Genomic DNA, 13,315 nt, shown 5'->3' on the forward strand with positions numbered 1-13,315 from the left:
CGTTACGCACCTCTCCCCGTCTTAACGTGCGACTTTTTATCTCTACGTGCGGTTAGCACATTATATAATTTTTCGGTTAACGGAAGTCCGATAAAGATACTCATATATAAACCGGTAGATAGTGATAAAAGGTTACTCGCCCCTGCGAAAGCCAAAATCTCCGTTTCCATGCTTGGAAAAGCAGCAACTAGTGAGCCACTGGCCGCTGCCATCATACTGCCACTTCCAATCCCCGAAGCCATCGCAAAAGATAAGGGATGGAGAGGGCTGATGGTCGCCAAAAAACCAGATATGAGCCCCATAAATACGGCCCCGAACACTGTACCAAAGATATAGATCGCCATTACGCCGCGACCCTCTGGAGAATTAAAGCCATAGTTATTCATAATGAGACCAACATTCGGTTCACGGGCAACAGAGTGAGTCATGCCAATACTTTCTCTTTTTAACCCAAGAAAAACGGCAATGGGCAGGGCCAGGAATATCGTCCCCAGATTCCCAAATTCCTGGAGAAGTAAAGCAGGTCCCGCTTCAATAATTTGCGGAAGTGAGGGACCTATGATGACGCCAATTTTAGCTATGAGAAGCGTTACACCAAGGACGATTAGTGGTTCAGCATTCTTTGATTGTTTTTCTTTTACGACTGGAGTGAAAAATAGGGCAAGACCAATAATAATGGCATAAAGCATAGGCAGCAGCAAAATAACACCAGGACCCACCGAGAATTCGTGTGTTCCAATCCATTCTGTTACTAATACAATACCGAATACAAGGGCATGTAAACGCCAATCTTTCCATAGATTTTTGGATACCTCAGACATACACGTACCTCCTCCTAGTTAGTCATTCATCTTAATACAACGATTAGAGTTGGCCTGACTGCGAAAGTATTATTCTTTATCAATTGATTCTACGTATGACTTCAGCACATGAACACCTTGCACGCAGTCATTTAAAGATGACCATTCATCCGGATTATGGCTTACACCGTTCTTACTTTTCACAAATAACATCGCTGCTGGAAGGTGGCGCCCGATGATCAAGGCGTCGTGTCCTGCACCACTTGGAAGTTCTGCAGCTCTAATGTTGTGCTCGGCCATAGCTTGGCGTAAGTGCTGCTTTATGCCAGACTGAATTGGTACTGGGGTGACTTGTAATGTTTGTTTATGATTACAACGAACTCCAAATTTATCAGAGGCTTTCTCAGCTTCTGTTATGATGAGTTTAATCAATTCTGTGCGTGTTTCTTCATGAATATCGCGAATATCAACATGCAAAGCCACTTTCCCTGGAATGACATTGATTCCGTTCGGATAAACATGAAGCTTCCCTACCGTAGCGACCGCAGAATCACTTACACGACCTGGCAGTTCGTGAATGTTGCTAATAAATTCTCCAGCAGCAACTAACGCGTCTTGTCGTTCCGTCATTGGTGTGTTGCCGGCATGTCCTGCACTGCCGCGAAATTCGACTTCAAGCCAGCTTGGACCTGCGATGCCAGATACGATTCCGACCGGAAGATTTTGTTGTTCTAACTTTTTACCCTGTTCAATGTGAACCTCGACAAACGATTCTATTTCCTTTAAGTTCCGTACAGCACCAGCGAAGCTTTCTTCTGATAATCCAGTTTCATTCATCACTCGTTCAAAAGAGTGTCCGTTTGAGTCAACCAAACTACTCTGGAGTTCCATGTCTACGTCGCCGGTCATCGCCCTGCTTCCTGTCAGGCCACTGTTAAAGCGGGAACCTTCTTCATCGGAAAAAATCACCACTTCATATGGCCTGGTTGGCTGATACCCCGTTATCCTCCAGGACTCGACAAGCTCGAGCGAAGAAAGCACGCCTAGCGGACCGTCAAAATGACCGCCATTCGGTACGCTATCTAGATGTGATCCGCTGACGATGGCTGGCAAGGAAGTGTCTTTCCCTTCCAAACGGCCGAACACATTTCCGGCCCCATCCTCTCTGACAGAAAGCCCTAGTTCTTCCATCCATCCTTTAACTAATGTTTTGGCCTTTTTTTCTTCCTGGGAGAAGCCAACTCTAAGACTTCCCCCGTCTTCAGTTAGACCAATTTTGGAGATTTCATGCAATCTTTTAGCTATCCTGTCACCATCAATCCCGTCGAAAGACAGAGATGGATTATAGTCTTCTATTAATCTCCCATATAAATCCCAGTCTTTACACATGGGAACCCTTCCTTTGCAGAAGATTTTTATAGACCGTTCCGTTTTTCATTACCATCACGATATGATCGCTGTTTTCCAGGGAGCGAATATCACTAAGTGGATCCACATCCGTCAAAATGATGTCGGCAAGTTTTCCTGCTTCGATTGTTCCGACCTGGGCTTCCCAGCCAAGGCATTCTGCTGCCGTTTTTGTAGTAGCCACAAGTGCCTCCATGTGTGACATACCGATGTCACACATCAGCCCAAGCTCGCGGAGATTGGTACCGTGCGCCATCACTCCTGCATCGGTCCCCATTGCAATCTTGACCCCAGCTTGATATGCCTTTGCGATACTTTCCTTATGGGCCTCTACTACCTCTTTTGATTTTTCAACAGCATAAGGAGCCATCTTATTGTCTTTTTCACTAGACTCCAGAACGGAAATCGGAGCGAGTAATGTTGGAACTAAAAAGGTACCGTTTTTCAGCATCAATTCAATAGCTTCATCATCAATATAAATCCCATGTTCGATGGAATAAATGCCCGCTCGAATCGCATTCTTTATGCCTTCTGCCCCTTGAGCATGGGCCATCACTTTTATCCCTTTGCGAAAATGGGCCTCTTCCACCATAACTTCCAGCTCTTCTTGAGAGAATTGGGTAAACTCCGGGTGATCGGTAGGGCTTGAGACCCCTCCAGTAGCGTGCACCTTAATCACTTCCGCTCCCGCCCGCAGCATTTCCCGTACGGTTTTACGTACAGCTTCTTTCCCATCACAGATAGCGTTCGGCATGCCGGGATACGTCTGTAGTGTCGTATCTACTCCGGAACGGTTCCAACTATCCCCGTGCCCGCCGGTAATCGTTAACGGGTTAATACTGACTTGCATACGCGGACCTTCAATCAACCCGTCCTCTACAGCCTTTTTCATGCCCAAATCTGAAAATCCTGCATCACGAACAGAGGTGATCCCAACATTCAATGTTCGTTTTAAAAATTCAACACTTTCGTAAAATCGGTAAGAAAAAGGGGTAAGAATAGCATCCTGAACATTTCTCAATTCCATCGCCATGTGCACATGGGTATCAATCAACCCTGGTAAAATGTATTGGCCTTCCGCATCAATAACAGCAGCGGCATCTGGAGCCTGGATATCCCCTGATTTTCCTACTTTCTCAATATAGTTATCGTTGATTAATACGGATGCATTGGTAACCGGTTCATTTCCTTGTCCATCGATTAATGTTCCATTTGTTATTAAAGTATATGACATTATGAATCTCTCCTTTTAGTTAAAGTGTACCTATTAAAATACTTGCAATGACGATTGACCCTACCGTTACAGAAGTGAAACCTCCGATCAGCATCGGGGCAAGTAATTCATTCATAATCCTGTTCTGTTCGGCTTCATTACGTCCAATACTTCGACTCACTTCTTCTACGATCAAGTAATCCCCCGGGAATCCATAAAGCGCAGTCAACACAACAGGTACAGCCTTTGTTGGTTTCCACTTAAAGATTTTAGCTCCAATCATTCCACCGATGATTAGGCCGCTCGTCCCTATTACGATGACGCATAGTACAGGTATCAGGGAAGATACGACTTGATCCCATGTGATCCCAACGAGTGAATTGATAACAACTATGATCAAAGCCACCATGGCAAGTCCTGAGCTATTGGAGCGGTCCAGCGCCTTGTCAGGGTAAATTCGGAAAGCAAAACCTATTATCCCAATAGCGAGCGACCAGAGACTATAGTTGATGCCGGTTATTTCACCCAGCCAGGTAGCAAGGGCACCGCCAATGAATAATAGGAACAGAAGAAAGAAATTACTTTGCATAAAGCGTTCTGGAAGTAACAATTCCTTTTTCTTACTTCCTAGATCTCCTTTCATTTCGTCACCTTTTTGGCTGGAGAATTTTTCATTAGAAAAATCATCCCTTATGGTTACGGCGTACTTACTTAAAAGCGTGGAAGTAAGCGGCATGCCAACTAGATTTTGAAGGGTAAACACAACAACGGGAATAGCGGCAAGTGAGACGAAACCAGCTTCCGTCAGTCCTTCCTGTGTCACAATATAGGCAATAATCCCTCCAGTCAGTGGTCCCGCTCCGGCTACAGCCGTCTGATAACCGAAAACAAGCGATATGATGATGAGCATAGCTAAGACTGAAACGATCAGTCCTATTAGTGTGATCAGTACGGCTTTGTATTGCTTTTTGATAACAGATAAGGGGATCATTGTCCCAAGATGCACAATTAATACTGGAACCAGCACACCTCCGGCAGCCACGAAGGTTGATGCCTCAATATATGATTCCGGCAGCAGCCCGGTTTGCAGCAGCACAAAAGTAACGGCTACAACGACTAGTAATGTAGGAATCTTCGCCCTTGAAGACAGGGAAAGCACTTCCCCTAATGCAATAATAGAAACGAGAATTAAAACAATAAATATTGGCGCCATTCCTACACATCCTTTCTTGTTTGTTTAAAAAGGTTAATAGTCAAAATTATATGATAATTCAATCTAATAAAATATATGGATAACCGACAAAATATCACCTGATAATTTGTCGGTTATCCATAATTGTTAAACTTTCATATCTAAATATTCTAAGATACGGAGTCCTAGCTGCAATTCAAACGCTTCCCTGCCTGATAACTCCTCAACACGCAAGATTTTATAAATTGTTTTTAAACGGTACTTAACGGTGTTTACATGAACAAACAACTGCTTAGAACTCTTCTCCATATTCTGATTTGATTCTAGGTAAACCTGTAACGTTTTTAACAACTCCGTATCATGGTTGTGGTCATAGTTTATAATTACACCAAGAATAGCCTCGGCATATTCCTTCAACTCTTTTCGGTCGAATTTCAAAAAGAGACGATAAGGCCCGAGCTGTTTATACGTCAGCAAAGATTCTCCTTTATAAGCCGTTTGCAAATATTGAACACACCGTGTGGCATCTCTGTAAGAAAGGTGAACATCCTTTAATTTCTTCACTACTTGACCAGAACCTGCTAAATTGGCTAGTGATAATTTTTCCGAAGATGTCTTAATAATTTGGCTGAAAAGTTTTTCCAGGCGTTGGAATACTTGCTCTTCACCCAAAGAAGAAGAAACCGTGAACATCAACGTAATCTCCATGTTTTTATCATAAACGAGTGTTTTATATGGAAGATTTGAGACTTCCCGATATATGATCCGCATGAGCTGCTGCTTCTTACTACTAATTTTTTCAAAAGCCAGCAGCGGATTTTTAATAAAGAGCTGTACAATAACATAATTATGAGAGTTATGCTCAGGAAAATTAAGCTTTGCAAGATGATTAGAAGAGAGCTCATCATACGGGGCATGAATCAACTGTTCTAGGATGGATCCAGAATTATTGAAATCCTCTGCCAGCAGACGTTCCTGACGGTCAATTTCCATCGCGAAAATCGGGATGGCTTGTTCAATGGCAATCTTATCCAGTGGGTCCAATTCGGAAAAATCCTCTATGATAATTGTCAGCAGGCCAAGGGTCATTTTTTCCGTTTTAATAGGGAAAAAATAAATGAAATGCCCTTGTTGGAACAGGTTGATGCGATGTGAAGAAAACCCCGATTTAGTCAGGCTTTCTTCCAATAGTGAGCCATATTTATCTTTCAAGTCATGGGCTAACGGTTTAGCTTCTTGACTTGATACCGCCAATGACTCCATGAACTGATTGAACACCAATACGTGATTATCAATCAGACTCGCAAGCGATCGAGTAATATCACTTAGTCCCCCTTTTGACAGCGACACCTTCGATAGTTCTTCATGAATACGTTTGGTCCGTTCATTTTGGGAGAATAGTGTGGCATTCTCAATCGCTATAGCCGCTTGTCCAGCAAACGTCTCAAGTAGCTGCAGATCCGCTTCGTCAAATTGAATATCCTCTTCATAAATATCAACCGTCAACACGCCGATACATTCGTCGTTAGAGATTAGCGGGACACAGATCGCACTTTTAGGATATTCCATCTTGCCTAATGCTTTCGCATAATAGGTCTCCGTCTCCTCTGGAATATTAGACATCCCATATGCTGTATCTTCTCCTGAGTAAAAAATGTTTCCTTTTTTTAATAAGTATGTTCGCCCGCTCATTCCTTCCCCAGGGCGTAAACGAGCATGCTTCATAAACTCCATATCGAATCCAATAGCGCTTTTAGCATAGAGCATATCCGACTGTTTATCATATAAAAATAACACACTGGCATTGGCACCGCCGATGACATTGTGAACCTCCTTGATCAACTGATGAAGCACTTCTGAGAGGTCTCTTGTAGAGTTCAAAACACGAACGGAATGAATTAAGCTCATCAACCTTTTTTCACTTTCCATCGAGCCACCACCTTCTTTTTCTTCAAGGAATAAGGGGAGTACTTATAACAAAATATACGCTATCCGTATGATTTGGAAAAGAGGCTGTTTCCTATTAATGCTTCACCATGGATGGATATATGTAAGGCCACCCAATATTTGGATGACCTGAGGTGGTAATCATTTACATTTATATTACATGAATTGTTTTTGCAGTTCTTGTTCGCTGTTGGGGTTAAACTTGTAATACAGCGGGTAGAAACGTGTATAGCAAAGTTGAATCACTGCGCCAAGGAAAATCATTGGTGTCAGTGTTCCAATTCCTACTGGCCCGCCAATCATGAAGGCCAATGACGTCATTACCACGGCGACAATCGTTTGCCCTAATTGCAAGCTCAAATTAAAGCGATGGCTGACTGCAAGAAAGAGCTGATCCACTGGAGCACGCGGGAATTGCGGCAAGATATAGATAGCAACTCCCATTCCTACAATTGCAACCCCTGCAAGCAGTGTTACGACTTGTAGGACAAATGGTGCCGTCGATAAATCGACGTTTGCAAAAACAATTTCAAGCCAAAAGTCTAAGATAACACTTTCTAATAATACTGGGATAATCGCCCGAACTTCAGGCAGCTGTTTCATTAATTTTGCATTTATAAATATGATAATCAGCTGAAATACCCCATACCAAAACCCTACGGTAAACCCAAGATGATCTGAAACGCCAATAAAGAAAGATGTCCAGAACCCCGCACCGAGTGCGGCTTTAATAATGAGTGTGACTCCCAAGAAATTGAGAACCATCCCAAGAAGGTAAATCGTTGCCCTATATAGCATAACGACCCCCTCCCCTCTTATAAAATGTGTGAACTAAAGAGGTTTCTCTAAAATTCGTGACCACATTTTATTAGCGATTATTACACACGTCAATAGAAAAAACTTAGTAAATAACAGGTCGGAAAGGATAATAAAGGGATACAAGAAAAACCACCTCAGGTCATCCATTTTCTGGATGACCTGAGGTGGGATTATTTGGATTTATTAGATTTTTTCATCTTCTTGCTTACAGCAGTGATTTGCCTTTTTGATAAAATCTGTTCCTGTCTGCCTCAGGTACGAGGGAACCGCCAGTAGACCAGCTGATATGGGTAGCTTGGGGCAATTTTTTCACCAGGTTATGATCTCTAATATAGGCAAACTCTTTTAGTAAGAGCGGTCCAAGAAGCCCCGCGGCTGCCGAAGGTTCAATATCAATTGCTTCACTGTCTGACAGTAATGTCAATAATTTATAAAGTTCATCATCTTCAATTGTGTACAGTCCGCTAACCAGGTAACTGCTTATTTCCGTGGCAAAACGTGAAGGACGTCCAACTGCTAAGCCATCTGCTTCCGTGCGGTTATCTAAACCAAAGTCCTGGACACAGATTTTTTCATTCTTACCGGTCATCAACCCAAGTAAAACAGACGGCGAATGGGTAGGTTCCACGAAAAAGCAATGGACAGCATCCCCGAATACGTGCTTTAATCCAAACGTAATCCCGCCAGGTGAACCACCTACCCCACAGGGCAAATAGACAAATAACGGATGCTCTTCATCCACGGACACTCCTTTTTCAGCGAGCTGCTGCTTCAGCCTTAACGCAGCGACGCTGTAACCTAAGAACAGAGCTTTAGAATCTTCATCATCCACGAAATATCCTTTAGGGTTTTCGATAGTTCGGCTACGACCATTCGTGATCGCCTCACTAAAATCTCCTTCATATTCAAAAACATGCGCCCCTTTTTCGCGCAACAGCTCTTTCTTCCACTGCTTTGCATCTGCAGACATGTGCACGTGGACTGTAAACCCAAGCTTCGCACTGATCGTCCCAATGCTTAAAGCCAGGTTACCTGTTGAACCTACTCCTATTGTGTACTGACTAAAAAATTGCTTCATCTCCGGTTCGAGAAATGCCTCATAATTATCATCTTTCGAAATGAATTCATTTTCCAAGGCAAGCTCTTCTGCATAACTCAACACCTCGAAAACCCCTCCACGAGCCTTAATGGAGCCCGAGATCGGCAGCTCATGGTCACATTTTAAGTATAAATTCCCTTCGAAATGTTTTTTATACTCTTCTCCCATTGCTTTCCCCATGTTGTCTATGCCGCGAATGGGTGATTCTATGGTACCTTCATCAGCGTCTGTTTCACCGAATGCTTTCTTAAGAAAGGGGGCAAAGCGCCTCCACAGCTGTTCTGCCTCATATATATCTGCTTTGCTGATTGAAAATGGCGGAACCTGGTCCATCTTTTTGTAACCTGTATTACTCCATAACACCGGTTCTAATTCCATGATCTTACTTAGTAAGGGTAATTCATTCTTCCATTCTTGTAGTGATTTTCCTAGTATCGTCACTTGATCCAATCATAACGCCTCCTAACTAAACCTCAACTTCTACTACTGTTTTTCCCCTATGGTACTGATTTAACACATATACATGATTTTGGTTCCAAACATTACCACCTCAGGTCATCCAGTAATTGGATGGTTTTTCAGTAAAAAAAGCCTGAACACGTTGGGTGTTCAGGCCTTGCTTTTATCAATTGTGCTTAGATAAACATGCTAATGATCAATGACACTCCAAAACCAACAAAGGCAATGATCGTCTCCATAACTGTCCAGGATTTCAACGTATCTTTCTCGGACATTCCGAAGAATCGGTTCACCATCCAGAAGCCTGAGTCATTCACGTGAGAAGCAATTGTCGCTCCTGATGCAATGGTAATAACTAGAAGTGCAAGCATCGGACCGCCAATTCCAAGTGAATCGATCACTGGAGTGATTAAACTTGCTGCTGTTACCATCGCCACGGTCGCTGAACCTTGAGCAATTCGTACAGCTGAGGCAACAAGGAAGGCAAATACAATAATTGGCATGTTCAAGTCATTCATCGAATTTGCCAAAACATCACCAATTCCTGTTTCAACTAGCACTTGTCCGAAGACGCCACCCGCTCCGGTAATTAGAATGATAATACCAGCAGGCTCCAATGATTTCGTCGCAATTTCTTGAATTTCCTCTTTAGAATATCCACGGCGTGTTCCTAGTAGATAGAAAGTCAGTAATGCAGTGATGGTCAACGCCACACCAGGGTTACCGATGAACGTAAGCACGGTTAGTAATGTACTATCCTCTGCCAGCATTACCCCACCAAAAGTGTTTAATAGAATAAGAATTAAAGGTAATAGAATAAGAACAGCAATCATGCTGAAACTAGGAAGCTCTTTATCATATTGCTTTCCTTTTGCTTCCTCCGCCATATTTTGCAGCATCACTTTCGGTACTTCAACATGGATCTTTTTAGAAATATACGTCCCAAAAACAGGTCCGGCAAGAATAGCTGCTGGAATACCGGCCATCAAACCAAACAGAATGACCCAGCCAATATTCGCTCCTAATAGGGAAGCTACCGCGATCGGCCCAGGAGTAGGCGGCACGAAACTGTGTGTAACCGCTAAACCGGCGAGCAGCGGAATACCGTAATACAGCAATGACTTACCAGTTTTTTGTGCCAAACTGTATAAGATAGGTACTAAAATTACAAAGGCTACGTCTAGAAATACAGGAATCGAAATAATAAACCCAGTTAGTACTAAAGCCCAATTTACGCGTTTTTCGCCAAATTTGTTCATCAGCGTCAGTGCTAATCGTTCAGCACCACCTGAAACTTTCAATATTTCACCAAACATGGCACCGATACCGATAATGACCGCAATCTCACCGACGGTTCCTCCCATACCTGCAGCTACGGCTTCAAATACTTCAGTGGGGCTCATCCCAGCTAAAAGACCAATAATATAACTAACAACAATTAATGCAATAAATGCCTGTAACTTTACGCGGATAACTAGGAATAATAGCAATGCGACACCAAAAGCTGCCAGTAAAATCAACCCAGTTGTAGACATATAACTTCTCCTCCTTCATTGGTTTGTAACCTCATATTTTCATCTAATAGAATCCGATTGTTGAAGTCCGGATTCCTCCCATTTACCATTCTGCGAAAGTACCGTCCTTATGACGCCAGATCGGATTCTTCCATTGATGCCCCTCTTCGGATGCTTCTTTCACACGTTCTTCGTTAATTTCGATGCCAAGACCAGCGCCTTTTGGCATTTTGACTGCTCCGTCCTGATATTCAAATACCGTGGGATCAACCAGGTAGTCCAGCAGATCGCTTCCTTTATTGTAATGAATACCGAGACTCTGTTCCTGGATAATGCAGTTCGGTGTGCAAGCGTCGACCTGTAGAGAAGCGGCCAGATTAATCGGACCAAGCGGTGCGTGCGGGGCCACAGCCACATCGAATGTCTCCGCCATCGCTGCAATTTTTTTAGCTTCAAGAATCCCTCCGGTGTGAGATAAATCCGGCTGGATAATATCTACAACTCCATCCATCAGCATTTGTTTAAATCCCCAGCGCGTATAATTACGCTCGCCCGTGGCAATTGGAGTGGTCGTATGGCTGGCAATTTCTTTAAATGCCTCAAGGTTTTCAACGAGTACCGGCTCTTCAATAAACATCGGGCGGTATGGTTCAAGTTCTTTCACTAAAATTTTAGCCATAGCTTTGTGAACACGGCCATGAAAATCAATTCCAATCCCAAAGTCATTTCCAACAGCCTCTCGAATGGCAGCGACTCGGTTCACAGCTGCATCTACCTTCGAATAACTATCAATATAGTTCATTTCTTCAGTTCCATTCATCTTAATCGCCGCAAATCCGGCTTCAGCTTTTTCTTTCGCTGCCGCACCAACATCTTGCGGACGATCACCGCCGATCCAGGAGTAGACTTGAATGTCCTTCCTGACAGCACCTCCGAGCATTTCATGAACAGGCATATTGTAGAACTTACCTTTTATATCCCAGAGTGCTTGCTCAATACCCGAGATCGCACTCATCAGAATCGGCCCTCCACGGTAAAAGCCACCACGGTATAACACTTGAAAATGATCCTCAATGTTACGTGGATCCTGATCAATTAAGTAGTCCATCAGCTCTTCAACACAAGCTGCTACCGTATGGGCACGGCCTTCAACCACCGGCTCTCCCCAGCCACTAATTCCTTCATCTGTTTCGATTTTCAAAAACAGCCAGCGTGGCGGCACTTGATAGAGTTTATAATCAGTAATTTTCATGACTATTGCACATCCTTTATCGCTTTTACAAACTGTTGAGCCTTCTCAGTGATATCTTCTAAAGCATCTTTATTCATTGGCTGCTTCGTATTCACAAGGGAACCCCCAAGTCCTGCAGCTACAGCACCCTTCTCAAAGTACTCACGAATATTTGACAAATTAACGCCGCCTGTTGGCATCAATGGGATATGAGGAAACGGACCATGAACATCTTTTATGTAGCCCGGTCCCACCGTTCCAGCCGGAAACACTTTAATCAGGTCAGCACCGTGTTCATACGCTGTCAAAATTTCGGTCGGTGTCATCGCCCCAGGAATACTTACGACTCCGTAGCGCTTTGTCAACTGAATCGTGTCACGATTTACAGTTGGAGAAAAAATAAATCGAGCTCCTGCCATGATCGCCGCCCTTGCCGTTTCAGGATCTAGTACAGTACCTGCTCCTACGATCACTTCATCGCTAAATTCGTCGTTCACACTTCTAATCAATTCGCTTACCTGCGGTGTATCCGCTGTGATTTCCAAGATGTGAATGCCTCCGTCGTGAAGGGCTCTTGCAATGGGCAGGACTTCTTCGCCTTCTGCCCCGCGTATCACGGCAACAAGCTTGTGTTCCATCATTCGCTGTAATGTTTCAGCCATATTGGCCAGCCTCCTTACCTTTCAACATCCTCTTTATCCGTTTTGTTGATAAATCCTATTAGTCTATCTCTCTCAGGTAACCCTTCGACATCTCCGTCAGCCATCGTGACTATAGCACCAACCGCATTCCCGCGCCTGACGGCCTCCTTTACATTGATTCCTTCAATCAGCCCTGATAAACACCCAGCCGCGAAGCCGTCTCCAGCTCCAACTGGATCAACTACTTGCTCCACAGGAAATCCTTCGACAAAGCCTTCTTCCTCCTCTGAAAAAACATAGGCCCCTTTCTTACCGAGTTTCAGAATTACGGTAGCCGGTCCAAGATCGAAAAATGATTTAGCTAACGTTTCGGGGGTTGATTTTCCGAAAATAAATTCGGCCTCGTCTATTCCCGGCAGCACAATATCTGCCAGTGCCGACAATTCACGCAGAACCGATCTTGCCCGATCTTCACTCCACAGTTTTCGTCGTAAATTCGGGTCAAAAACGACCTTTACGTTATTCTTTTTCGCATATTCAACAGCTGTTAAAACGGTTTCATAGCAGTGCTCACTAAGTGCAGGAGTGATGCCTGTGACATGCAGGAACTGAGCACGAGAAATATAGTCTTCATCCAGATCAGAAGCTGACATCCGGCTTGCGGCTGAATCACGTCTATAATATTTCAGCCTTAACTCGCTGGCTGTTAATTTTTCCTTAAAATACAACCCTGTTGCCGCTGTATCGTCAAACGTAACCTGACTGACGTCAACACCTTCTCCTCTAATAAAGGACTGAATTCTTTCACCGAACTCATCACTTCCAAGCCTGCTAATCCAGCCAGTCTGATGGCCAAGTCTTGATAAACCGATGGCCACATTCGATTCAGCGCCGGCTATTTTTGAAGAAAAATCACCAGCATAGCGCATCAATCCTGAAGATTTAGCGGTAAATAATACCATTGTTTCCCCTAATGTAATAACGTCCATATTG

At 43.7% G+C, this 13,315-nt stretch carries 11 protein-coding genes; all 11 read right to left on the reverse strand.

What is annotated here, in order from left to right:
- Positions 1 to 2: 2 nt before the first annotated feature.
- Positions 3 to 821, reverse strand: coding sequence for a DUF3100 domain-containing protein (locus P9989_RS16325; RefSeq protein ID WP_283075926.1), 819 nt, complete (start codon positions 819 to 821; stop codon positions 3 to 5).
- A gap of 69 nt (positions 822 to 890) precedes the next feature.
- Positions 891 to 2,189, reverse strand: coding sequence for a M20 family metallo-hydrolase (locus P9989_RS16330; RefSeq protein WP_283075927.1), 1,299 nt, complete (start codon positions 2,187 to 2,189; stop codon positions 891 to 893).
- Positions 2,182 to 3,441 (reverse strand): metal-dependent hydrolase family protein, encoded by a 1,260-nt coding sequence (locus tag P9989_RS16335; protein WP_283075928.1) that lies wholly within the window; start codon positions 3,439 to 3,441, stop codon positions 2,182 to 2,184. Before P9989_RS16335 ends, P9989_RS16330 begins: the two co-directional genes overlap by 8 nt.
- Positions 3,442 to 3,460: 19 nt before the next feature.
- Positions 3,461 to 4,633 (reverse strand): hypothetical protein, encoded by a 1,173-nt coding sequence (locus P9989_RS16340; RefSeq protein WP_283075929.1) that lies wholly within the window; start codon positions 4,631 to 4,633, stop codon positions 3,461 to 3,463.
- 126 nt (positions 4,634 to 4,759) lie between these two features.
- The gene (locus P9989_RS16345; protein WP_283075930.1) at positions 4,760 to 6,541 is read right to left on the reverse strand and encodes a helix-turn-helix domain-containing protein; all 1,782 of its coding nucleotides are present in this window, start codon (positions 6,539 to 6,541) and stop codon (positions 4,760 to 4,762) included.
- Between the two features lie 174 nt (positions 6,542 to 6,715).
- On the reverse strand, positions 6,716 to 7,357 hold the full coding sequence (locus P9989_RS16350; RefSeq protein WP_283075931.1) for a YczE/YyaS/YitT family protein: 642 nt from the start codon (positions 7,355 to 7,357) through the stop codon (positions 6,716 to 6,718).
- A gap of 226 nt (positions 7,358 to 7,583) precedes the next feature.
- On the reverse strand, positions 7,584 to 8,927 hold the full coding sequence (gene dsdA, locus P9989_RS16355) for a D-serine ammonia-lyase (RefSeq protein WP_283075932.1): 1,344 nt from the start codon (positions 8,925 to 8,927) through the stop codon (positions 7,584 to 7,586).
- A 185-nt stretch (positions 8,928 to 9,112) separates the two neighbouring features.
- Entirely contained in the window at positions 9,113 to 10,471 is a 1,359-nt protein-coding gene (locus P9989_RS16360; RefSeq protein ID WP_283075933.1) for a GntP family permease, read from the reverse strand.
- 82 nt (positions 10,472 to 10,553) lie between these two features.
- A complete protein-coding gene (gene dgoD, locus P9989_RS16365; protein ID WP_283075934.1) occupies positions 10,554 to 11,702 on the reverse strand; it encodes a galactonate dehydratase in 1,149 nt (382 codons plus the stop codon).
- A 2-nt stretch (positions 11,703 to 11,704) separates the two neighbouring features.
- Entirely contained in the window at positions 11,705 to 12,343 is a 639-nt protein-coding gene (locus P9989_RS16370; RefSeq protein WP_283075935.1) for a bifunctional 4-hydroxy-2-oxoglutarate aldolase/2-dehydro-3-deoxy-phosphogluconate aldolase, read from the reverse strand.
- A 14-nt stretch (positions 12,344 to 12,357) separates the two neighbouring features.
- On the reverse strand, positions 12,358 to 13,311 hold the full coding sequence (locus P9989_RS16375) for a sugar kinase (RefSeq protein ID WP_283075936.1): 954 nt from the start codon (positions 13,309 to 13,311) through the stop codon (positions 12,358 to 12,360).
- Positions 13,312 to 13,315: the final 4 nt, after the last annotated feature.

The sequence above is a fragment of the Halobacillus naozhouensis genome, from assembly GCF_029714185.1.
GTDB classification, from domain to species: domain Bacteria; phylum Bacillota; class Bacilli; order Bacillales; family Halobacillaceae; genus Halobacillus_A; species Halobacillus_A naozhouensis.